Genomic DNA, 22,215 nt, shown 5'->3' on the forward strand with positions numbered 1-22,215 from the left:
AATACATCATCAAACGAAAACTATGAAAATAGTTATACGCGCAATGACGGTAATGGTGTTGAAGATGTAAAACAAAATGCAACATCAAATAATGTAGAGAACACAACAAATGCACCTGCTACAGAATCAACAAACACAAATAGTTCTAATGAAGGACAAGCTACACAACAAGAAGCGGCACCTTCATCAGAAGCTTCAAACAACAATGCATCATCAAACAACAATAACAATGCGAGCACATCAGAAGCTTCAAATAACAATGCATCATCAAACAACAATAACAATGCGAGCACATCAGAAGCTTCAAATAACAATGCATCATCAAACAACAATAACAATGCGAGCACATCAGAAGCTTCAAATAACAATGCATCATCAAACAACAATAACAATGCGAGCACATCAGAAGCTTCAAATAACAATACATCATCAAACAATAATAACAGCACAAGTTCATCAAATTGGTTAACAAGTAATAGTCAAATGCAACCATATGGTCAATATCATGGTGGCGGGGCACATTACGGTGTGGACTATGCAATGGATGAAAACACACCAGTGTATTCATTAGCAGATGGTACTGTTGTTCAAAGTGGTTGGAGTAATTATGGTGGCGGAAACCAAGTTACAATCCAAGAACAAAACAGTGACAACTATCAATGGTATATGCACATGAATTCATTAAACGTTCAAAAAGGTGACCAAGTTAAAGAAGGACAACAAATCGGTGAGTCAGGTAGCACTGGTAACTCTACTGCACCACATTTACACTTCCAACGCATGGAAGGCGGAATTGGTAACGGTTATTCAGTAGACCCAACTTCATACGTAAACTCAAAAGCATAAATTAAAATGATAAAATAAAACGTTCTTGAAATTCTGTTATAGAATTCAAGGACGTTTTTTTATAGTAATATGCAGAATTAACAAAGAATATTTGAAATATCTTTAATACCATATCATACTTACATTAAATTTAAATTGAAGAGGATGATGGTATGTTTACTGTTTATGGACATAGAGGTTTACCAAGTAAAGCACCAGAAAATACGCTCGCGTCTTATAAAGAAGCTGGGAATACGCCTGGATTAAAATGGATAGAATTAGATGTAGCGATTACTAAAGATGAACAGTTGATTTTAATCCATGATGATTTTTTAGATCGAACAACGAATATGGTAGGAGAAGTGACACAATTAAATTATTCCGACATCAAAGATACATCAGCAGGTAGCTGGTTTGGCACAGAATTTGAAGCAGAAAAACTACCTACGTTTGATGAGGTTATTGAATTGGCAAATGCCTATAACATGAACTTAAACATTGAATTGAAGGGCGTTACAGGTCCGAATGGCACAGTATTATCAGAAAGTATGATTAAACAAGTTGCAGATAAACTAAAAAGATTAGATTCGGAGTTAAATGTATTGATATCAAGTTTTAATTTGGTTTTAGTGAAATTAGCAGAGCAGTTTATACCTGATTATGAGAGAGCTGTAATATTTAAATCAGCAGCTTTTGGTGATGATTGGAGAACGTTATTAGATTATTGTGGTTCGAAAATAGTGAATATAGAAGATGCGAAATTGACAGAAGCACGTGTTAAAAAAATTAAAAATGCTGGCTATGTATTAAACGTTTGGACAGTAAATAAGCAATTACGTGCAAATCAATTAGCAAATTGGGGCGTTGATGGTATTTTTACAGACAAAGCAGATGAAATGATTCATTTAGAAAGATTGTAAAATTGTATTTCTGGAGGGGGTTAGGAAAGCAAATTCCGAATTTTGATTTTCTTCTGCTCTTTTTTAATATGATTTAAAATCAGAGGTCCTTTGTCTTAATTATACATTAAATAATAATATTATTATAGACTACTTCTTTATTGTTTATCAGTTTATACTGGTGAATAGCTTAGATGAAGAAGGAGTGTTGAACAATGGTAGAACAAAAAGAAGTGTTGGATCAAGGACCATTTTTTCATGGGACAAAGGCTGAATTACAAATAGGTGATTTACTACAAACACAGAGAATTTCTAATTATCAAAACCGTAAAATGAACCATATTTATTTTACTGGCGCTTTAGACACAGCTAAGTGGGGGGCAGAACTTTCGGCTACATTAGCTGACGAACCGGCACAAGAATATATTTATATTATTGAACCCATTGGGGCATTTGAAAATGATCCTAATGTCACAGATAAAAAATTTCCTGGTAACCCAACTCGCTCATATCGCTCGAAGGAACCTTTGAGAATTGTAGCAAAATTAGCTACATGGGAACGACACTCGAATCATGATATTGAACAAATGTTAAAAGGGTTAGCACAATTACGTAAAGATGGATTAGACATTATTGAAGATTAATATACAATTGTAATGAAAATAATGTAAAGCAGTCTATAATTAATAACAGTGGGCTGCTTGTTTATATAAAAAAAGATTATTCCCAGTGAGGTATTATCTGTCACATATTAGTGTTAAAATTCATTTGATAAATGAGAAGAATCATATCGGCTTTCAAAGCAATATAAACAGATGTAACGCTTGGAATTCGATAAAATAGTATAGTTATAATGTATGTAATATTCAAATATAAATAAAAAGGATTAATAAATGATATGTTTCGAAAATTTATAAGTGTAATACCGACTGCTATTTGTGGCTTAGCATTGGGTATTTCAGCATTAAGTAATCTTTTGTACATTATGGATAGGAATGTTTTAGCTACAATATTTTTAATTATTAGTGTTATTGTAGTTGGATTATTTATACTAAAATGTATACAATTTCCTAGCATTGTATTGAAAGAATTATCTGACCGTAATATATGTGCGACTTTTCCCACGTTTACAATGACGTTTCTGACATTACTCTATATCTTATACCACCAACTGAATATTACCTGGGAAATCATAATTTGGTTGTGGTGGTTCGTTGTGATACTGCAGTTTGTTATTATTGGGTTATTTATTTATTACCATATTTATTTACATGAAAATGAACGTATCGTTCCGAGTACCAGTTGGTTTGTTACATTTGTGGGAATTGGCGTTATTTCAGAAACTGCTGAAGATTTTTCACCATTCTTTGGGGAATTGATCGTGTATATTGCGACGCTATGCTTTTTAGTATTAATATGTGTCGTACTGTTTAAAAAGACATGGCGATTATATAACGAAAATCAATTTCCTATGACAATCATCATAGCAGCACCAGCTTCACTTTGTTTAAACGGTTATTTATTAAGTGTAGTACATACACAAATGTTTTACATTATAACGATGTTGATTATCTCTCAACTCATATTTATATACTCATTAACATTTATACCGAAATTATATAAATTGAATTTTAGATTTTCATTCTCAGCATTAACCTTCCCGTGGGTGACAACAGCGACATCACTCTATAACTTACTTGAAATTGAATCTTTACCTCATAAAGTACAAAGTGTATTGTATTTTGTAATGATATTTGAAGTGATATTTGCAATCGTGACTGTGATTTACGTGATTTTAGGATATGCTTCATTTCTAAAGAAACGTACAATTGAAATAAAATAACCTAAATTAAAGAATGAACCTATCATCTAGTCAGCATAGTGGGAGTGGGTATACGAAATTAAATTTTGATTTCGTATACCCACTCCTTTTTAACTGCAATGAATTGAGTCGTTTTAACTGACGGATTTGCTCGCTTCAAATAGAGCATCTAGATGACTTGTAGTTAGTGCTGTATTTTGATTGAGTACTTTAACATCGTTATAAAGTGCTTCAAGCTCTTTAAAAGAACCTTGTGTTTGATTGATGAGGCCAATGTTCATAACTGTTTTTAATACTATATTGGATAATCCTTTGAAATTTTTAAATATAATAAACTGTGCTTTTGGTTTTATAGTATGGCCTTTGTGTTCTAACAATTGATGTAGTTCAGTAAAAGCAGCTATCGTTTCTTTGGTTAACGTCTGCGCGTTAGTGTTTTGGTTTTGTTTTAGAATAAATAGCATGTTTAAAGGTAAGACTAAAGCAGCGTGTGACATCAACCAATCTTCAAAGTTCTGTTCATAAGTTAGTTTGATTTTCGCATTTTTAAATATTGAATTTAGTTTGTCTGAGAATGTAATTTCTCCATGCATGTTTCCTACTTTGAGCTCTCCAGCATTAAATCTTAAAATATTAGTATGGCTTGCTTCTCTTGAACCACCAGTCATTAAAAAGCCGAAAGTGATATGCTTAAGGTGATTACTCTGTTGCGTCAATGTGCTTTGTAGTAATTTAGGATTCATGTTATTTCCAATGAAAATAATGTTTTCACTTTTGTTTTGAGCTAATGTTGGTACGACATTGTAAAAATCTGAATATTTCATAGTTACAAAAATAACATCATAAATATCATGTTCTGAAAGTGTACTTATCGTTGTTATATGTTCATTTGTCGTTTTTCTTTGCAATGAATGCTGAAGTTTCAAACCTTTTTGATTCAAGTGCTCTAAAGTTTTTCCACGTGCAAACATTGTAATGTCATTATCTTTGGTATTTAGTGCGTGAGCTAAAAATTGTCCCTGTACACCTGCACCATATATTAAAATTTTCATATCATTATCACTCCAATTTAGTTATTGAACAATTGTTTAATAGCTTGAAGTTATCATCAATAAGATTTAAACTCAATGAACAATACAACCTTGTTGATGTTTAATGAACAAATATTAAAAAATGTTGATATTAAAAGGAGTTAAAATGGATAAACGAAAAGAAAAATCCCAAAAACTTATTATTCGTAGCTTTGTTGAACTGATTAGAGAAAAAGACTTTGATAAAATATCAATGAATGATATTGCTCAACATGCCAATATAAATAGAGGTACCATTTATTTGAATTTTATAGATAAGTACGACATTTTAGACCATGCAATTGATTATATTTTGGGCGCAGCAGTGGATAAATGCAATATTTATCTTGCAGAATCAGGAGATAATAAAGAAACGTTGCGTGAAGTCATGTACGTGATTGACGATAAGTACGATATTTTGAAAACTTTGGTTAAAAAGTCAGATCTTAATATGCTTAAGCAAACATTATCAAAGAAAATGCGCGACACCATAAATAAACAAAACAGTGAAATTACTGCCCAGTTTTTATCTTCTGCTGTAGTAGGCGTTATTATATGGTGGATTGAAGAATCAAAACCGTGTGATATAGATACTTTAGTAGGAGAACTTTCTGTATTATTGGAGCCACATTTAAAGCACTTGTAACAATCAACTGAACTGTAATAAAGATATTAATTAATAACCCCCGCCGATGCGCTAAAAATTACAAAAAAGGAATGTGAATAATGGAAAGTAATAATAATGATTATGAGAATTTGTTATTTTATTTTGCTTACAAAACGTTTATAAATACAGCAGATGAAATTATTGAAGCATATGGCTTAAATAGACAACATCATAGGTTCTTATTTTTTATCGAAAAAGTACCTGGAATTACAATAAAAGATTTATTGAAAAGTTTAGAGATTTCTAAACAAGGCAGTCATGCAACGTTGAAAAAATTAAAAGATGAGGCATATATCACTGAACAACCAACCGAAACGGATAAACGTATTAAAGCCTTGTACCCCACAGAAAAAGGAACCAAATTAGTAAAAGAACTTAATAAGGCACAAAATGATTTATTTCAAGATATACAGAAAAAAGTTGGCAATGATTGGTATGCCATAATGGAAGAATTTGCTTCTTATCGTACAGGATTTCAAGAAGTAAAATATTTAAAAGACGAGAATAAGAAAGATTAAATGATTAAACAACTTTATACTATTTAAAATTAAGGATTTTCTAACTATAGCGGAATTAACTTGCTGAATTACTATTATGAAATAAAAGGAAGGATGATTGTATGGTTAAGATAGCAATTGCAGGGGCAGGAGCAATGGGTGGTCGTGTTGGGACGCAAATTGCCGAAGCAGGATATGATGTAACTTTAATAGATTATTGGACAGAACATATTACAAATATTCAGCAACATGGCTTGAATATACAAACCGAAAAAGATACATATCATATTAATATCAAAGCGCAGTTGCCAGAACAAATCGATGAACAATATGATTTGATTATCATTTTAACAAAAGCGATGGATTCAGAAGCAATGATTGAGGCGTTGAATGAAGCTAATGCGATTAAAGAAACAACGGCGGTATTAACAATGATGAATGGCTTAGGACATGAAGAACGTTTTGCCAAAATCATACCGAAATCACAAATATTTTTAGCAGTAACGATGTGGACAGCAGGTTTAAGAGGGCCTGGACAAATACTGTTAGAAGGTACAGGAACAATAGAACTGCAGCGCGCAGACGGTGGGGAAGACTATCGTACAGAAGCGATTAATACAATTTTTAATAATGCAAAATTAAATTCTACAATCAGTGATAATGTCTTTGAATCTATATGGTCAAAAGCTACATTGAACAGTGTACTGAATCCATTATGCACGATCTTAGATAAAACAATAAACCAATTTTCACTATATGAACAAGCACGACAAATGGTTATTCCTATTATTGAAGAAATCGTGGCTGTGGCTCATGCACGAGGACTAGAACTCAATTTTGAAAATTTAATTAACAAAATTGAAGCTGCTTATCCAATTGAATCACAAGGTTTACATTATCCATCAATGCATCAAGATTTATATAAAGGGCGGCTAACAGAAATAGATTATTTAAATGGACAAATTGTTACATACGGTAAAGCCTGTGGTGTGGCGACACCACATAATGAAATGCTGACACATATGATTCATCAATTAGAATTAACATATAAAAAATAGTAAAAAATAAAGTCAACATCGTTGACCTTTCATCTCTATTAAGTTAAGTTTGTAGTGTAATAGAGATGGATAAAAAAGGGGAAATGATGAATGAAAAAACGTATAGGACAATATTTAATGGACTGCATCAGCGCTGTAGGCGTCGATAAAGTATTCGGTGTGCCAGGTGACTTTAATCTGACTTTTCTAGATGATATTATTAGTCGCGATGATATGGACTGGGTTGGTAACACAAATGAATTAAATGCTAGTTATGCGGCTGATGGCTATGCGCGCTTAAAAGGGATAAGTGCAATGGTAACAACATTTGGTGTAGGAGAACTCAGTGCTGTTAACGGTATTGCTGGTGCATATGCTGAACGTGTGCCGGTTATTCAAATTACCGGTGCGCCTACAAGAGCAGTAGAAAATGCAGGGAAGTATGTGCATCATTCCTTAGGAGAAGGAAATTTTGATGACTACAGAAAAATGTATGAACCGATTACGACGACACAAGCGTATCTTACGCCTGAAAATGCCCAGTCAGAAATTCCTAGAGTAATTGAAGCTGCATTAACTGAAAAACGCCCAGTGCATATACATTTACCAATTGACGTAGCAAGCGTAGAAATTGAAGTAGACCAACCGTTTGAAGTGCCACAACATCAGGGGATGGATGTTGCTAAATATGTGAATATGATCAAAGAAAAGTTACAAAGTGCGGATAAACCAGTCATAATCACAGGCCATGAGATTAATAGTTTCGATTTACATGAAAAGCTTGAACAATTTGTGAATCAAACGCAAATTCCTGTAGCACAATTATCATTAGGCAAAGGTTCGTTTAATGAAGAAAACCCATATTACATGGGTATTTATGATGGCTCTTTAGCAGAAGAAGATATTAGAAATTACGTGGATCAAAGTGATGCAATTTTAAATATTGGAGCGAAATTAACAGATTCTGCAACTGCAGGATATTCGTATCAATTTGATATTGATGATGTCGTTATGATTAATCATCGTCACTTTAAAATGAATGAAACGAAAGATATGGAAGTATCACTTATCGATTTATTGGATGGCTTAAATACAATTAATTACGTTAATGGCGCAACGTTCCCTCAATTTCAACGTCCTAAAGAAAATCAATACGATTTGAATGGAGATCCTTTATCTCAAGCAACTTATTTCAAAATGATGCAAGATTTTATTAAGCAAGACGACGTGATATTAGCTGAACAAGGCACATCATTCTTTGGTGCTTATGATTTAGCGTTATACAGTAACAATAAATTTATAGGACAGCCATTATGGGGGTCAATTGGTTATACTTTACCAGCGACACTGGGTACGCAGATGGCGAACACACAGCGTAGAAATTTATTATTAATTGGAGACGGTTCCTTACAATTAACAGTACAAGAAATGTCTTCGATGATCAGAGCGCAAATCAAGCCGATTATTTTTGTTATCAATAATGATGGTTATACAGTAGAACGTAAAATTCATGGAGAAAATGCGTCATACAACGATATTAAAATGTGGGATTATAAATTATTACCAACAGTCTTCGGTGGAAAAGATGAAGTCATTGTGCACGATGTGACAACGAGTGAAACACTACAAAATACATTCCTCGAAATCGAGGCACAACCAGACATGATGCATCTAGTTGAAGTGAAGATGGCAGTACATGACGCACCACATAAATTAAATGCAATTGGCCAAGCATTTGCCAAACAAAATGGTTAAATTCACATAAAATGTAACAAGGAAGCATTGGACATGATAAGGTCCAATGCTTTTTACATATTTTGAGATATTAATTCGTTTTTACAAAGCAAATACGCGATATAAAAAAGACAAACTAAGCTGTTTTATCTGCTCAGTTTGTCAGTATTTTAAATTAATCTTTTTCTATTGCTTCATAATCTACTTGATCATAGTTTGTTTCAAGTTTACGTAACTCGTCACGGGTTTCTTTTTTTAACCCTTCGCCGTAGTCCATCATTTTAACGATATCTTTAAACGCCGCGTACGGGATTGCGAGTTCATCAATATCGTCGATGGTTACATGTAAATCAATATCCTCTGGACGGTCTTCTTGTAATTTTAAGACAAAATCTGGTTCCGTCACAAATGGAGACGACATCCCCACCATATCTGCATGTTGTAAAGCATCAAGCGCACTTTCAGGTGAATTAATACCGCCACTAGCGATGACAGGAATTCTACCATCAAGGTAATCATGGACGACAGCATTGACATATTTTCCTGTGTGCTTGCCGTCAGAACGGACTTTGTTTTGATAAATTTGACGTCCCCAACTTGCGATTGCTAAATATTGTATATTCGCTGTATCTAATACCCAATCCAGATGTTCGTTGAATTCGTCTATTGTATAACCCACATCACTCCCTCGTGTTTCCTCAGGTGTAGCGCGATAGCCTAAAATAAATTGTGGTGGTGCTTCTTTATCAATGACTTTTTGTACAGCAGCTAGTATTTCCAACCCGATACGAGCACGATTATCTAAACTTTGATTTCCGTATTGATCTGTACGTTGATTAGAAAAAGTAGAGAAAAATGTTTGTATAAGTAAGCGTTGGGCAGCTGAAACTTCTACACCATCAAAACCAGCTTGTATAGCACGAGAAGTTGCCTCCGCATATTGATGCGTTACAGAGGTGATTTTATCTATAGACATAGCTAGAACGTCATGTTGAATAGGAGAATTTAAGGACATAGCGCTTGGGCCATAAACTTGGCCATAATTTAAGATGGCTTGATTTGAAAATCTTCCTGCGTGAGTCAGTTGTAAAATGGCTTTATTGCCATTTTTTTTCATTGCAGTTGCTAATTTTTTTAAACCAGGTATACAACTGTCATCAGTGATACTAAAACCATATTCAAATAATTGACCATAAGGTTCAATATAGGCTGCACCTGTTACTTGTAAGGGCGCAGCGTGTGCCCGGCGTTGTGCATAGCGTAAGTCTTGCTCAGTAATATGTCCGTCTTGTGTTGAGGAATTCGTAGTCATAGGTGATAGCACAAAACGGTTATTGAAGACGACGCCATTGGGTAATGTTAATGGTTCGAATAATGCTTGATAATGAGTTTTCATAACTATAACCTCGATCTTCGTTGTAATATGTAATTTTAAATTAACACTAATAGGATATCGTGGTCAATTAAATAAAAAATATGGTAATTTTTTCAAGCAAAATGTAACAAAAATTTTCTATATCAGTTATCCTAGAGGGTGAGGGTAATTTAAAAAAGGGAAACATGTTTTGCAGATACGTGTCTAAAGTTTTGTACATGAATTTTAGCATAACTGAGATACGATATACACTCAAACGAAAGTGCTTACATTATAAGTACGACAAAGTATATAAGGTCAGTATTGGTGGAGGTGGTAACCAACGTGGTTCAATTGAATATTTTAGATTACGCTGTTATTGATGAAGGCAAGTCAGCACAAGATGCCTTACAGGATACAGTACGCTTAGCGCAATTAGCAGACAAACTTGGTTATAAGCGCTTTTGGATGACGGAACATCATAATGTACCGGCGTTTGCATGTAGTAGTCCAGAATTATTGATGATGCAATTACTGGCAAAGACGAAGCAAATCCGACTCGGTTCGGGTGGAGTGATGTTACCGCATTATAGTCCGTTTAAAGTGGCTGAAAATTTTCGATTATTAGAAGCATTTTACCCTAGGCGTGTAGACTTAGGTATCGGTAATAATTCAGGTACACCCAGTGTAAAACAAGCTATGAATGAAACGAAAACACATTTCTTAGACTACGAGCAGTCTATTACCGATGTGCGACATTATCTAACTGAGCGTGAACCAGAGCAACGTTTTAAACAAGTATTTGCACAACCTCGTGTTACTACTGTGCCTCAAATGTGGCTATTAAGTACGAGTGTACCGTCTGCACAAATGGCAGGACGTCAAGGCATGGGATATACACTGGGAACTTTTTTATTACCTAATGAAAAAGCAATTAAAAAAGCTGAAAGCAGTGTACAAGCTTATAGAGAAGCCTTTAAACCTACGGCATTAAATATGAAACCTACTGTTATGCTCACTACATTTGTTGCAGTTGCTGATACAGCATCAGAAGCAGATGCACTAGCTCAATCATTAGACGTTTGGCTACTAGGAAAACAACAATTTGCCGAATTTGAGCGTCTACCTTCTATCGAAACAGCACAATCATATTCACGTTCTGAAAGAGATGAACGTTTGATTACTCAAAGCCGAGCTCGTATAATTGTAGGTACAAAAGAAAGTGCAAAAAAACAAATAGACACAATGATTCAAACATTTAATGCTGACGAAGTGATGGTTGTACCTTTGATACCAGACATAGCGCAACGCTGTCGTACAATCGAATTACTCGCGCAAATATATTTATAACAAATTGATGAAAGGAAGATATTTTATGAAAAAATTAGCAAATTATTTATGGGTAGAAAAAGTTGGAGAGCAGTACGTATATAGTATGACACCTGAATTGCAAGATGATGTAGGAACAGTAGGTTATGTTGAATTTATGGGTGGCGACGACATTAAAGTCGATGACGAAATTGTTAGTATTGAAGCTTCTAAAACAGTATTAGACGTTCAATCACCATTAGCAGGTAAAATTGTTGCACGTAATACAAAAGCTGAAGATGAACCAACGCTTTTAAATTCTGAAAAAGCTGAAGAAAATTGGTTAGTTAAATTAGAAAATGTTGACGAAGCAGCATTTAATGCACTTCCTGAGGCATAAATTATGCAACAAACAGAACGTTTGGCGTATTTAATTGAGTATTTGTGGCAAGAAACACATGATGGCGCCATTGCAGACTTACCTGATAAGGAAGCAGAACGTTTCGAAACGTTTCGAGGGTTAGTAAATGTAAGGCCAGCAACACCGATTGAAGCTGATTTTATTGAGGTACAAGATGCATTTTTGAAAAATTACAATGCGCAACAAGTTACGTCGTTAACATCATTAACCCCATATCTCAATGACGATATATATTTATGGCAAGGTGATATCACGCAGCTTGAGGTAGACGCTATTGTAAATGCGGCTAACAGTAAGCTGTTAGGCTGTTTTGAGCCGAATCATAACTGTATTGATAATATCATTCATACTAAAGCAGGCGTCCAGTTGCGTTTAGCTTGTGCAGATTTAATAGATAAACAAGGTAGATGTGAAGGTGTTGGTAAAGCAAAAATCACCCCTGCTTATAACTTGCCTGCTCAATATGTCATTCATACAGTAGGACCACAAATTCGTAAGACACCGGTGTCACAAATGAACCGTGATTTACTTGCGCGCTCGTATCGAAGCTGTCTCGAACTTGCGGACCAGCAAAACTTATCAAGTATTGCTTTTTGTTGTATTTCAACAGGCGTATTTGGTTTCCCTCAAGATGAGGCTAGACAGATAGCAATTTCGACTGTAATGCAATATAAAAGAGAACATGATTCTGATATCACAGTGGTTTTCAATGTGTTTACAGATAAAGATGCTGCATTGTATAAGGAAGGACTGAAACATTATGACTGAATCAACTTGGGATGTCTTAAATACTAGTTATAATCGACAATCCGATATATTAGCAGATGCTTTAAATGAAGCGGACGCAGTTGTGGTTGGGATAGGTGCCGGTATGTCAGCGTCAGATGGTTTTACGTATATAGGTGAACGTTTCACACAAAATTTCCCGGATTTTATTAAAAAATACGGTTTCTTTGATATGCTACAAGCAAGCCTTCATACATTCGAAAGTTGGCAAGAATATTGGGCTTTTCAAAGTCGATTTGTTGCGCTGAATTATTTAGACCAACCTGTAGGAGCATCTTACACTGCGCTTAATCAAATTTTAAGTAATAAAGATTATCATATCATCACGACGAATGCAGATAATGCATTTGCGGTAGCTGATTTTGATTTGGATAAAGTTTTTCATATTCAAGGAGAGTATATCTTGTGGCAATGTAGTCAACATTGTCATGCGCAGACTTACCGTGATGATGCTGCAATACGTCAAATGATTGTAGAACAAGAGAATATGGAAGTACCACGAGAACTCTTGCCGCATTGTCCTGAATGTGATGCGCCCATGGAAATCAATAAACGAAAAGCACAAGTTGGTATGGTAGAGGATGCTGATTTTCATGCGCAGTTATCTCGCTATAATCAGTTCCTTGATGCACATAAAGAAGATAAAGTATTATATCTAGAAATAGGTATTGGCTATACGACACCACAATATGTGAAACAACCTTTTCAACGCATGACACGACATAATCCAAATGCTTTATTTATGACAATGAATAAGAAAGCATATCGTATTCCAGAAAATATTCGAGATAGAACAATACATCTAACCGAAGATATTTCAACACTCATAACTGAAGCCAACAAAAAATTAACTATATAGGAGAACAATATGTATTTAATTGAACCTATTCGCAATGGCGAATATATAACAGACGGTGCAGTTGCATTAGCGATGCAAATTCACGTTAGCCAAAATATATTTTTAAATGAGGATATCTTATTCCCGTATATCTGTGATCCAAAAGTGGAGATAGGTCGTTTTCAAAATACTGCGGTAGAAATTAACCAAGATTATTTAGATGAACATGGTATTCAAGTTGTTCGCCGTGATACAGGTGGTGGCGCAGTTTATGTAGACAGTGGTGCAGTGAATATGTGTTGTATTTTAGAAAAAGACGATACAATTTATGGTAATTTTAAACGCTTTTACGAACCAGGTATACATGCTTTACATCAACTGGGTGCAACAGAAGTTGTGCAAAGTGGACGTAATGATTTAGCCATTCACGATAAAAAAGTATCTGGTGCAGCAATGACTTTGATTAAGGGACGTATCTATGGTGGCTATTCTTTATTATTGGATGTAGATTATGAACCTATGGTTAAAGTATTGAAGCCGAATCGTAAAAAAATAGAATCCAAAGGTATTAAATCCGTAAGATCACGTGTAGGCAATATTCGTGAATATTTGGCACCGGAATATCAAAATGTAACGATCCATGAATTTAAAGATCTGATGGTTAAAGAGATTTTAGACATTGATGATATGAATGACGCAAAGCGTTACGAATTAACTGATGCTGATTGGGAAGCCGTTGATGAAATGTTAGCGTCAAAATATAAAAATTGGGAATGGAATTTTGGTGGTTCCCCACGCTATGAATATAATAGAGACGCGAGATTAGCGGCAGGCACGATTGATATCTCTCTTTCGGTAGAAAAAGGACGTATTTCAGCATGTCGTATTTATGGAGATTTTTTTGGACAAGGCGACATTAAAGACGTTGAAGAACAACTCAAAGGCGTACGTGTAGTCAAAGAGGATTTATTAAAAGCTTTAAGTGAAATAGACATTACATATTATTTCGGTAAAGCTACTGCAGAAGAATTAGTAGATGTAATATTAAGTTAATAAAAATTGATAATTAAGGCTGAGACATAAATTCATGTCTCAGCCTTAATTGTTACATTCACTTTCGTCACAACAATATTCAATGGTTTATAAATAGGTTGGTTATGTTTTCTTTGATTTGAAAAATACCTTAAGGGTAGAAGATGAAGAGACTCGAAATATAATCAGCTTTTACTTAAGGAGGTTGTAGCATGGATAAGCAACATATTAAAGAGGCTTTAAATAAGCATTCAGAAATAATTATCGAAACTATAGAACATGACCGCATTACTGTAAAGAAAATTGAAGATAATGACGATGAACAGTATTTACATGTATTGGAGCCTAAAGACCAAAAAGTAGAAATTGCTAAAATTACAGATTTTCAAGAAAATAACTTTAATCAATTATAATAAATATGTATAAAAGACCAATGTACCCCGCATCCTAATTAAAAGAATACGGGGTACATTGGTTTAGCTAAATAATTTAATTTTAGAGTACATTAGCTGCGCGTTGATCTGTAACAATGAGTAGTACATTACCTTGATCCATAAGTTCTTCGTAATCTTGCGCATCACTTTCAGAAACGCCAAGAATTTGTAACTTATCTCTTAGTTGGTCACCTTGGTTTTGTTCATCTTCGCCAACATCAGAACGATTGTAATCAATACCTGAGACCTCTGTATTTTTCACGATGCGTTCTGTATGATCTGCATCATGAGATAGAACATAAATATCTTTTGCATTAATTTTTTGATCTTTTAATGTGTTGATATTAATTTCAATGTCTTCATCATTTGAATAAGCTTTAACAATTGGTGTCATATACATACTCCTTTAACAATTGAATTATTTTATAATGCCACTATTTGTTTGTTCATTTTCATCAACCGTTTTAAGACGTGCGTAACGATCATGTGCGATATAAAATTTAGTGTGTTTAAGAGAAAAGTCATATAATTCTTCTCTTTTAATACCTTCAGGCATTTCAAATTCTGTTACGACTTTTTCTTCACTTTGATTTTCTACTTTTACGACTTGTTCAGGTTCAACATCTAATGTTTCTTTAGGATAAACCAAAGCAATTGTTGTTTTACTTTCTTTAACATCTTCTAAATTTTCTATTTTAAAAGCTTCGCTAATATAGTTTGCTACTCTTTTTTCGCGTTTACGTTTTCTTTTATTAACTGCAGCTTCTTTTTTATAATTTTTTCGGAAAATGAAATAAATAATTAAAACAATTACTATAAATATTAAAAAATAAAATATGGACACAAAAATGCCTCCTTTATTTAAAGAATATAAAAAATGATTTCATGTTATACCTTTATATTAATTGTATACCACTAGTGAGATTTTCAAAACAAAATACGAATTGTATCAAGACTGTGGATTTTGAATTACATGATGAATTCAAATATAATGATATATTGAATGGGTTTTAAAATAGCTATTAACAATTTAATATTGTACCAAGTGATAACGTAGCATAATTTAGATTAAGTGAGAAGGAGAGACCAACATGAAATTAGGTATCGTAGGCGCGGGCAAGATCGTCAAAGAAGCATTACCAGTGATGGAAGAAATTTCAGACATTGAGTTTCATAGTATTATTTCAACAGGAAGAAATCCAGAAAATGTAGAAAGTTTACAGAAACAGTTTAATATTAAAACAATTTTTACGGATTATAATGAGTTCCTTCAAGATGAAGGTATAGAAACGATTTATTTAGCTGTACCAAATCATCTGCATTTTGATTATGCACGCAAAGCAATTGAGCAACAGAAACATGTAATATGTGAAAAACCATTTACTTTAACTAAAGAAGAATTAACAACATTAAAAGCATTGGCTGAAGCGAACAACGTTATTATTATCGAAGCTATTACTAACCTGTATTTGAGTAATTATGATGTGTTAAAACAATCAGTGAGTGAAATAGGTACATGTAAAATAGCCCAATTTAATTATTCACAGTACTCTTCAAGATATGATAATTTTAAAAAAGGCATTATTCAACCTGCTTTCGATCCTGAGAAGGGCGGAGGTGCACTCATGGATATCAATGTATACAATATCCATTTAGCAGTTGGACTCTTCGGGATGCCTAAAGGTGTTACTTATTTTGCTAACGTTAAAAATGATATTGATACATCTGGTATCTTAAATCTTGATTATGATGAAATGAAAGTTGTTTGTATTGGTGCAAAAGACTCTAGTTCTGACAATCAGTCTTACATTCAAGGTGAAAATGCAACAATTCATATTAAAGGTCCAACAAATGAATTAAAAGCGTTTGATCTTACATTTAATGACGGTGGTACACAATCATATCAAGTTAACCAACAAAAACATCGTATGTATGAGGAATTTGTGAAGATGGTTCAGATTATTAATGATAAAAATTTCGATTTAGCAGAAGAAAAATTAGAGCATAGTATTCAAGTTATAGAAGTATTAGAACTTGCATTAGATAGTGCAAATATTAAAGTGGGTCCTTCATTAAAATAATTAAGCAATAAAAAATCCAGTACTTCACTTAAGTGTGAGTGCTGGATTTTATGTTGTCGATAGATTTTTAATTTTGGAGCAGTCTTTTGTGTGTGTTTTCCGAGGGTACAGCCTCAGCCTGTAGTCTTTAGCTCGTGATAGACTATTTTAATCTTCTATTTTAATGTGGTTATGAACTTCGTGCTGAATTTCATTGTATACAGTTGAGAAAGTTTTGCCAGATTGGATTGCTGCATTTTTTACATCTTCAAATTCTGGTTTCGCTTTGATAATTTTATTATCCATCATGCCTATTTTTACTAATATAGCACCATACTTTGTGTGAATTGTTTGAAACTGGCGATGGAGAATTTTGCGATTGACTGCATAACTTCTTACACCTAAAGAGCTTGTATTTTTAAGTATATAATTCTCAAAGTATTGTGCGTCATCAAATTTACTAATCACTGTAAGTTGTGTTGCGGGTCTACTTTTCTTCATCGTAATTGGAGTGAAGTAAGCATCTAGCGCACCGTCATCCAGTACTTGTTCGATAAAGAAACCGAGCATCTCTGGTGTCATATCATCAATCTGACACTCTATCACTTGGACTTGTGTTGGTGTGTTGTCTTTTACTGTATATTCAATTGTTCGTAAAATATTGGGGAAATCGAAATCTTTCGTACCACAACCATAACCGATTTGCTCCATGGTTACTGCAGGTAAAGGACCGATTTCCGAAACTAATGCTTTAATAAAACCAGCGCCAGTTGGTGTTGTCAATTCACTGTTAACATCAAAGGACGCAAGCGGGATACCTTTGAGTATTTCAGCAGTCGCTGGTGCAGGTACTGGATAGACACCGTGTGCGATATTGATTTTACCGTTACCAGTTGGGATAGGCGAGGCATAGAGTTCATCAATAGCTAAATCTTCTAGTGCAAGACATCCGCCAATAATATCAATGATAGAGTCCATAGCGCCAACTTCATGAAAGTGAACATCTTCAACAGACATACCGTGAATTTTAGCTTCTGCGTGTGCAATCACGTCAAATACCCGGAGGCTTCTTTCTTTCACTCTGCTTGGTAAGCTACTCTCTTTAATCATCTTAAAGATATCTGATGCTTTTCTATGATGGTGTGCTTCTTCGAAATCAATTTTAAGTGACATAGCTTGAATGCCTTGTTTGTTTTGAGTTGAGAAGTTAAGTTTGAAATGATTGAGCGGTAATGTTTTTAATTGTGTTTCAATAAAGGTGACATCTGCACCCAAATCTACAAGCGAAGACAATAGCATATCTCCAGCAATACCAGCATGACAATCAAGATAAATCGCTTTGGACATAATGTTTCACTCCGTTCTAAGCATTTTCAATCATATTTATAATCATTGCGGCATTATAGCCACCACCAAATCCATTATCGATGTTGAGTACGCTCGAGCCAGGTGCGCAAGAATTAACCATAGATAAGAGTGTGGTAACGCCATCTAAATTGGCGCCGTAACCAACACTCGTAGGTATTGAAAAGACTGGATGATCCACTAAGCCGGCAACGACGCTAGACAATGCACCTTCCATACCAGCAATAACTACGGACACCTTGCTTTGACGAATGTTTTCGATATGTGCAAAAAGCCGATGGATGCCAGAAACACCTACGTCATAAAAGCGTTGTACTGAAATACCCATAACTTCAGCTGTAATAGCCGCTTCTTCAGCTACAGGTAGGTCAGATGTACCCGCACAAATAATTGCTGCAAAATGTTCAGTTTTGTTAATTGTATTAACGGGTGTACAAACGATACGTGCTGTCTCATGGTATTCAAGTTGTGGATACTTAGCAATGACATTCTCTGCTTTAATTTGATCGATTCTAGTAATTAAGATGACTTCATTATGCTTTATTAAAGTGTGTACGATTTCGTCTAATTGGGTTACAGTTTTCCCTTCACCAAATATAACTTCAGGAAAGCCTTGTCGTTTTGTTCTGTGTAAATCAATTTTTGCGAAACCTAATTCATCATAATGACTTAATTTATCTTTGGCTTCTGTAATGGAAAGCTCGTTCTCTTTAACTGCTAGAAGTAATGACTCTATTGTGTCTTGGTTTTCAGTCATAGTTTCGCCACCTTTATTTTGTTAAATCTCATCTTGTGTATTGATGACTTCATTCATGCTGCCTGTACGATAACCTTCTAAATCAATGGTTACATAATCAAAACCAAGTTCTTTCAAGCGAAGTGTAATTTTATTTTTATATTGAATCACTACTGGGATATCTGTGTCGTCTACTTCTATTCTTGCGATATTATTATGATAGCGTACTCTGACATGATTAATGTTTAAGCTTAAAATGAATTTTTCAGCTTCATTTACTTTGTTAACCTTTGTGAAATTTAAAGGTTCACCATAAGGGATTCGAGAAGCCAAGCTACACAAAGCAGGCTTATTCCATACAGGGAGATCATTGGATTTACTTAACGCTCTAATTTCAGATTTATATAATTCAATTTCTTGTAGCACACTTCTAACACCGAATTCAGTTCTTGCTTTGAGTCCAGGTCTGAAGTCATCTAAATCATCCATAATCATGCCGTCGATGACATAGTCAAAGTTGTAGTTTACTCTCAAGTCTTCAAGTTTTGAATATAATAAACGTTTACTGTAATACCAACTACTTGGTGTGTTTTCAACTATATTTGGATCTTTTAATTCTTCAATTTCAGTTTCTATCACATTGGCATTTAGTGATTCACCTAGATGCAGGGCTTGATCAAATTCTTCATTTCTAAATAACTCGGATTTTACAATAACTGCTTTTACATTATCAGTGCCGAGTACATCGATGGCTTTCTTTAATACAAAGCTGCTATCTACACCACCTGAAAACGCGACGATTACACGATTCATATCTTTTAATACACGTTCTAATTGTTGTTCTTTAGTTAATACTTTAGTTAACATAATGATTCCTCCTAAATTATGATTCTACGTATGGAATAGTAAGTGGTCCGAGTGGCATAACACCTATCGTCATATCTTTTCCATATTTATCTTCTAATGCTTTAAGTGTCTCATTTATATTATGCACTGGATGTAACATGGCATCTTTGGTTTGTTGGTCACTGAGTTTAGAATATAAATAAACATCAGCGAAAGTTTGAATCACGGCTTGTTTTTGTACTTGCCATTGGTCAAGCATCGCGAAGTTAGGATCACTGATCATGTCGACAAGCCCTTGAGGGGAGTCAGCCATTTTTAGTATCTCTGCATAATTACCATGATTAGGATAGCCATCGCTACATTCAGATAACATAATAATGGTGCCACCTTCTTTAACTACTTTATGTGCTGCACTCATGCCTTTAACTGTTTGATATAAGTTTTGATCTAAAGGATAGCCGGAGTTAGAAGCAATCACGACATCAAAACGCTCATCACACTTGAACATAGCATGTGCTTTGGCATATTCACACCCTTTATCATGTGCTTCATATAATTCACCAGCAAATACTTCGGTAATCGCTTTCTCTTTATTCAACGTGACGTTGAGCATAAAGTCTGGTTTACACATTGCATTGATTTCCCGGGTCATATTTTGAACAGGATTATCTTGCATATTGCCCCAAGTTGAACGTATATCGCCAATCATTTTAGCGTTATGGAAGGTCATAATTGTTTCTATGCCAGCAATACCAGGCATAATACCTTTAGGCCCACCAGAGAAGCCAGCGAAGAAGTGAGGTTCGATAAAACCGGTGACAATTTTAAAGTCAGATTCAACATAATCTTTGTTCAGGTATACATCACAACCATATTGACTATGGCCTACTTTTTTAAGCGTATCCTTATCATTACAATGATTATGTACAATTTTCACTTTGCTCACTATGTCTTCACCAAGCATTTGTACAAGTTCTTCTCGTGTTTGATCGCGATGTGTACCTGTACCATTGATAATCACAAAGTTTTCTAAAGGTACGTGGGCTAATGTTTCTATCAGTAATGGTACGAGAATGTGATTGGGTGTCGGTCGTGTGATGTCACTAATAACAATAGATACAGTTTGGTTAGCACTCACCATGTCTTGCAATGGTTCTGAGCCAATTGGATTATTTATGGCTGTACGTATTGCTGTTACATGATCTTCAAGTGGATCAATGTTTTTGGGTTCAATTAGAACGCTTTGCTCCGGCAAGTCAACTTCAACATTTGATTTGCCGTATAATATTGTAGTCTTCAAAGTTAATCCTCCTTTTTATTTAAAGCGCTTTCATAATTAGCCGTATTTGTGGCTTGTTTTAACTTAGGAAATGCTTTGTGATCGTTTTTAAAATGTTCCTGAGTGCCATCAATGCCTTTGCGCTTCTGGTATTTATCTACCATGATAACAGCAATTGGACATAAAATCGCCGTAGTAATAGCAGAAACTGAAATTTGAGCTGTCGCGATAGGTGCTACTTTTTCTATCATAGCAAATTCACTTTGACTCAAATTACCACTAGCTAAAGCAGTTGAAGCGGCTGCGACAACTGCAGCAGGTGTAGAAACGGCGTTACCTGCAGTAGACGATTCTGAAATAGGACCGATGACACTTTTCTCTTTAAATAGTTTAAAGGCAATTACACCTGTCACAGCTGTACAGACAAATGTAAGCAATGCTAATGTGAGGCCACCAGATAATACTGAGAAATTAAAGAATTCAGCTAAATTCATTCCTGCTCCTAATGAAAAGGCAAAGAAGGGAATGAGTAATGATTCTCCTGGTCGTAAAAATTCTGCGATTTTAGGATCTAAGTTACCTAAGAGCATACCTATTGCGAGCGGTAATAACACAGAAACGAAAGAAATGACTGGAAAATTCGTACCGATAAATCCTAAAGATATTAATGTAAGTAAAGGACCATCATTAATAGCTAATATAGATAAACCACCGATATCAGAGCGGTTGCCATATGCACTTGTTAGCGCAGCATACATTCCGCTGTTACTATTGGTCATTGCTGCAATAATTGCTATTGTAGATAAACCGAATAACCCTGTCCATGGATCAAATATAGCGCCAAGTAATAGACCAACACCTAAACCCGAAAAATATTTCGTTGATGTTAATATCATACCTTTTTTCAATGCCTTGCCACCAATTTTTAAATTCATTTGACTTCCTACACAAAAGATAAATAAGGCTATTAAAACGAGCGCACTATCTTTAAATAAATCCTGAGAAAATCCCCCAATTTGCAACATTTCATAATGACCTTCTTCAGTCTTTGGAGCGCCTAAAAATTTCAAACCATTCGTAATAAAATTCAAATGCAATTGATCAATCGTGTTGATTGCAGCGCCTAATAATAACGGAACAACCATCAAGCCACCAGGTACTTTTTCAATCGTATCTTTAATTCTCATAACGAAACATCCCCTTAA

23 protein-coding genes and 1 pseudogene are annotated in these 22,215 nt (G+C 34.6%); 15 read left to right on the plus strand and 9 right to left on the minus strand.

All coding sequences use genetic code 11. From position 1 onward, the window contains the following. Nucleotides 1–453: 453 nt before the first annotated feature. The 4 genes and pseudogenes from PYW44_RS13375 to PYW44_RS01165 form a co-directional block, all read left to right on the plus strand. Nucleotides 454–846: pseudogene (locus tag PYW44_RS13375) on the plus strand (M23 family metallopeptidase); the annotation flags it as partial. Nucleotides 847–998: 152 nt separating this feature from the next. Further along, nucleotides 999–1,745, plus strand: a complete 747-nt coding sequence (locus tag PYW44_RS01155; RefSeq protein ID WP_002506480.1) for a glycerophosphodiester phosphodiesterase family protein — start codon at nucleotides 999–1,001, stop codon at nucleotides 1,743–1,745. 194 nt (nucleotides 1,746–1,939) lie between these two features. Beyond that, a complete protein-coding gene (gene arr / locus PYW44_RS01160) occupies nucleotides 1,940–2,368 on the plus strand; it encodes an NAD(+)--rifampin ADP-ribosyltransferase (RefSeq protein ID WP_002506481.1) in 429 nt (142 codons plus the stop codon). A gap of 254 nt (nucleotides 2,369–2,622) precedes the next feature. Continuing rightward, nucleotides 2,623–3,567, plus strand: coding sequence for a TDT family transporter (locus tag PYW44_RS01165; RefSeq protein ID WP_002506482.1), 945 nt, complete (start codon nucleotides 2,623–2,625; stop codon nucleotides 3,565–3,567). 113 nt (nucleotides 3,568–3,680) lie between these two features. Here the strand turns inward: PYW44_RS01165 and PYW44_RS01170 are convergent, their stop codons facing one another. Beyond that, a complete protein-coding gene (locus tag PYW44_RS01170; RefSeq protein ID WP_021338891.1) occupies nucleotides 3,681–4,598 on the minus strand; it encodes a ketopantoate reductase family protein in 918 nt (305 codons plus the stop codon). A 145-nt stretch (nucleotides 4,599–4,743) separates the two neighbouring features. Here PYW44_RS01170 and PYW44_RS01175 point away from each other — a divergent pair, with 145 nt between their 5' ends. The 4 genes from PYW44_RS01175 to PYW44_RS01190 all read left to right on the plus strand — a co-directional run bounded on the left by PYW44_RS01175 (nucleotide 4,744) and on the right by PYW44_RS01190 (nucleotide 8,572). Further along, nucleotides 4,744–5,262 (plus strand): TetR/AcrR family transcriptional regulator, encoded by a 519-nt coding sequence (locus PYW44_RS01175; RefSeq protein WP_021338890.1) that lies wholly within the window; start codon nucleotides 4,744–4,746, stop codon nucleotides 5,260–5,262. An 80-nt stretch (nucleotides 5,263–5,342) separates the two neighbouring features. Further along, the gene (locus PYW44_RS01180; protein WP_002511636.1) at nucleotides 5,343–5,801 is read left to right on the plus strand and encodes a MarR family winged helix-turn-helix transcriptional regulator; all 459 of its coding nucleotides are present in this window, start codon (nucleotides 5,343–5,345) and stop codon (nucleotides 5,799–5,801) included. A gap of 101 nt (nucleotides 5,802–5,902) precedes the next feature. After that, complete coding sequence (locus PYW44_RS01185; RefSeq protein ID WP_002511635.1) at nucleotides 5,903–6,838, plus strand: ketopantoate reductase family protein; 936 nt, start codon at nucleotides 5,903–5,905, stop codon at nucleotides 6,836–6,838. A 90-nt stretch (nucleotides 6,839–6,928) separates the two neighbouring features. Beyond that, nucleotides 6,929–8,572 (plus strand): alpha-keto acid decarboxylase family protein, encoded by a 1,644-nt coding sequence (locus PYW44_RS01190; protein ID WP_021338889.1) that lies wholly within the window; start codon nucleotides 6,929–6,931, stop codon nucleotides 8,570–8,572. A gap of 154 nt (nucleotides 8,573–8,726) precedes the next feature. Here PYW44_RS01190 and PYW44_RS01195 read toward each other — a convergent pair whose 3' ends face one another. Beyond that, nucleotides 8,727–9,947, minus strand: coding sequence for an NADH-dependent flavin oxidoreductase (locus PYW44_RS01195; RefSeq protein WP_021338888.1), 1,221 nt, complete (start codon nucleotides 9,945–9,947; stop codon nucleotides 8,727–8,729). A gap of 303 nt (nucleotides 9,948–10,250) precedes the next feature. On the opposite strand from PYW44_RS01195, the gene PYW44_RS01200 reads away from it, so the two are divergent. The 6 genes from PYW44_RS01200 (at nucleotide 10,251) to PYW44_RS01225 (ending at nucleotide 14,703) form a co-directional block, all read left to right on the plus strand. Further along, on the plus strand, nucleotides 10,251–11,255 hold the full coding sequence (locus PYW44_RS01200) for an LLM class flavin-dependent oxidoreductase (RefSeq protein ID WP_002511632.1): 1,005 nt from the start codon (nucleotides 10,251–10,253) through the stop codon (nucleotides 11,253–11,255). A gap of 25 nt (nucleotides 11,256–11,280) precedes the next feature. Next, complete coding sequence (locus tag PYW44_RS01205; protein WP_002506490.1) at nucleotides 11,281–11,613, plus strand: glycine cleavage system H family protein; 333 nt, start codon at nucleotides 11,281–11,283, stop codon at nucleotides 11,611–11,613. A gap of 3 nt (nucleotides 11,614–11,616) precedes the next feature. Next, entirely contained in the window at nucleotides 11,617–12,402 is a 786-nt protein-coding gene (locus tag PYW44_RS01210) for a protein-ADP-ribose hydrolase (RefSeq protein ID WP_115075932.1), read from the plus strand. After that, the gene (locus PYW44_RS01215; RefSeq protein WP_002511630.1) at nucleotides 12,395–13,279 is read left to right on the plus strand and encodes an SIR2 family NAD-dependent protein deacylase; all 885 of its coding nucleotides are present in this window, start codon (nucleotides 12,395–12,397) and stop codon (nucleotides 13,277–13,279) included. The genes PYW44_RS01210 and PYW44_RS01215 overlap by 8 nt, the downstream gene beginning before the upstream one ends. A gap of 9 nt (nucleotides 13,280–13,288) precedes the next feature. Further along, nucleotides 13,289–14,311 (plus strand): lipoate--protein ligase, encoded by a 1,023-nt coding sequence (locus PYW44_RS01220; protein ID WP_002511629.1) that lies wholly within the window; start codon nucleotides 13,289–13,291, stop codon nucleotides 14,309–14,311. 191 nt (nucleotides 14,312–14,502) lie between these two features. After that, a complete protein-coding gene (locus PYW44_RS01225) occupies nucleotides 14,503–14,703 on the plus strand; it encodes a hypothetical protein (RefSeq protein WP_115075933.1) in 201 nt (66 codons plus the stop codon). Between the two features lie 82 nt (nucleotides 14,704–14,785). On the opposite strand, the gene PYW44_RS01230 is transcribed toward PYW44_RS01225, so the two are convergent. Further along, nucleotides 14,786–15,118, minus strand: coding sequence for a YflT domain-containing protein (locus tag PYW44_RS01230; RefSeq protein WP_002506495.1), 333 nt, complete (start codon nucleotides 15,116–15,118; stop codon nucleotides 14,786–14,788). A gap of 24 nt (nucleotides 15,119–15,142) precedes the next feature. Further along, the gene (locus PYW44_RS01235; protein ID WP_002506496.1) at nucleotides 15,143–15,568 is read right to left on the minus strand and encodes a hypothetical protein; all 426 of its coding nucleotides are present in this window, start codon (nucleotides 15,566–15,568) and stop codon (nucleotides 15,143–15,145) included. A 247-nt stretch (nucleotides 15,569–15,815) separates the two neighbouring features. Here PYW44_RS01235 and PYW44_RS01240 point away from each other — a divergent pair, with 247 nt between their 5' ends. Further along, nucleotides 15,816–16,805 carry a Gfo/Idh/MocA family protein gene (locus PYW44_RS01240; protein ID WP_021338885.1) on the plus strand — a complete coding sequence of 330 codons (990 nt, stop codon included), beginning with the start codon at nucleotides 15,816–15,818 and terminating at the stop codon, nucleotides 16,803–16,805. A gap of 147 nt (nucleotides 16,806–16,952) precedes the next feature. Here the strand turns inward: PYW44_RS01240 and larC are convergent, their stop codons facing one another. From larC to PYW44_RS01265, 5 genes are read right to left on the minus strand one after another with little or no spacing between them, the layout of a single operon-like run. Continuing rightward, a complete protein-coding gene (larC, locus tag PYW44_RS01245; protein WP_021338884.1) occupies nucleotides 16,953–18,131 on the minus strand; it encodes a nickel pincer cofactor biosynthesis protein LarC in 1,179 nt (392 codons plus the stop codon). Between the two features lie 16 nt (nucleotides 18,132–18,147). After that, nucleotides 18,148–18,906, minus strand: coding sequence for a nickel pincer cofactor biosynthesis protein LarB (gene larB, locus PYW44_RS01250; RefSeq protein ID WP_046466027.1), 759 nt, complete (start codon nucleotides 18,904–18,906; stop codon nucleotides 18,148–18,150). Nucleotides 18,907–18,927: 21 nt separating this feature from the next. Next, complete coding sequence (gene larE, locus PYW44_RS01255) at nucleotides 18,928–19,752, minus strand: ATP-dependent sacrificial sulfur transferase LarE (protein WP_021338882.1); 825 nt, start codon at nucleotides 19,750–19,752, stop codon at nucleotides 18,928–18,930. Between the two features lie 16 nt (nucleotides 19,753–19,768). After that, nucleotides 19,769–21,031 carry a nickel-dependent lactate racemase gene (gene larA, locus PYW44_RS01260; RefSeq protein WP_021338881.1) on the minus strand — a complete coding sequence of 421 codons (1,263 nt, stop codon included), beginning with the start codon at nucleotides 21,029–21,031 and terminating at the stop codon, nucleotides 19,769–19,771. Nucleotides 21,032–21,033: 2 nt separating this feature from the next. Then, on the minus strand, nucleotides 21,034–22,197 hold the full coding sequence (locus PYW44_RS01265) for a 2-keto-3-deoxygluconate permease (RefSeq protein ID WP_021338880.1): 1,164 nt from the start codon (nucleotides 22,195–22,197) through the stop codon (nucleotides 21,034–21,036). Nucleotides 22,198–22,215 lie beyond the last annotated feature (18 nt).

This window comes from Staphylococcus equorum (assembly GCF_029024965.1).
GTDB lineage: Bacteria > Bacillota > Bacilli > Staphylococcales > Staphylococcaceae > Staphylococcus > Staphylococcus equorum.

Excerpts from the sequence above, each read along its gene's own strand:
- larE (WP_021338882.1), bottom strand. The coding sequence starts at position 19,752 with ATGTTAACTAAAGTATTAACTAAAGAACAACAATTAGAACGTGTATTA.
- PYW44_RS01215 (WP_002511630.1), top strand. The coding sequence starts at position 12,395 with ATGACTGAATCAACTTGGGATGTCTTAAATACTAGTTATAATCGACAA.
- PYW44_RS01220 (WP_002511629.1), top strand. The coding sequence starts at position 13,289 with ATGTATTTAATTGAACCTATTCGCAATGGCGAATATATAACAGACGGT.
- larC (WP_021338884.1), bottom strand. The coding sequence starts at position 18,131 with ATGTCCAAAGCGATTTATCTTGATTGTCATGCTGGTATTGCTGGAGAT.
- PYW44_RS01180 (WP_002511636.1), top strand. The coding sequence starts at position 5,343 with ATGGAAAGTAATAATAATGATTATGAGAATTTGTTATTTTATTTTGCT.
- arr (WP_002506481.1), top strand. The coding sequence starts at position 1,940 with ATGGTAGAACAAAAAGAAGTGTTGGATCAAGGACCATTTTTTCATGGG.
- PYW44_RS01195 (WP_021338888.1), bottom strand. The coding sequence starts at position 9,947 with ATGAAAACTCATTATCAAGCATTATTCGAACCATTAACATTACCCAAT.
- PYW44_RS01165 (WP_002506482.1), top strand. The coding sequence starts at position 2,623 with ATGTTTCGAAAATTTATAAGTGTAATACCGACTGCTATTTGTGGCTTA.
- PYW44_RS01155 (WP_002506480.1), top strand. The coding sequence starts at position 999 with ATGTTTACTGTTTATGGACATAGAGGTTTACCAAGTAAAGCACCAGAA.
- PYW44_RS01170 (WP_021338891.1), bottom strand. The coding sequence starts at position 4,598 with ATGAAAATTTTAATATATGGTGCAGGTGTACAGGGACAATTTTTAGCT.
- PYW44_RS01265 (WP_021338880.1), bottom strand. The coding sequence starts at position 22,197 with ATGAGAATTAAAGATACGATTGAAAAAGTACCTGGTGGCTTGATGGTT.
- PYW44_RS01210 (WP_115075932.1), top strand. The coding sequence starts at position 11,617 with ATGCAACAAACAGAACGTTTGGCGTATTTAATTGAGTATTTGTGGCAA.
- PYW44_RS01175 (WP_021338890.1), top strand. The coding sequence starts at position 4,744 with ATGGATAAACGAAAAGAAAAATCCCAAAAACTTATTATTCGTAGCTTT.
- PYW44_RS01225 (WP_115075933.1), top strand. The coding sequence starts at position 14,503 with ATGGATAAGCAACATATTAAAGAGGCTTTAAATAAGCATTCAGAAATA.
- PYW44_RS01190 (WP_021338889.1), top strand. The coding sequence starts at position 6,929 with ATGAAAAAACGTATAGGACAATATTTAATGGACTGCATCAGCGCTGTA.
- PYW44_RS01230 (WP_002506495.1), bottom strand. The coding sequence starts at position 15,118 with ATGACACCAATTGTTAAAGCTTATTCAAATGATGAAGACATTGAAATT.
- larB (WP_046466027.1), bottom strand. The coding sequence starts at position 18,906 with ATGACTGAAAACCAAGACACAATAGAGTCATTACTTCTAGCAGTTAAA.
- PYW44_RS01205 (WP_002506490.1), top strand. The coding sequence starts at position 11,281 with ATGAAAAAATTAGCAAATTATTTATGGGTAGAAAAAGTTGGAGAGCAG.
- PYW44_RS01185 (WP_002511635.1), top strand. The coding sequence starts at position 5,903 with ATGGTTAAGATAGCAATTGCAGGGGCAGGAGCAATGGGTGGTCGTGTT.
- PYW44_RS01240 (WP_021338885.1), top strand. The coding sequence starts at position 15,816 with ATGAAATTAGGTATCGTAGGCGCGGGCAAGATCGTCAAAGAAGCATTA.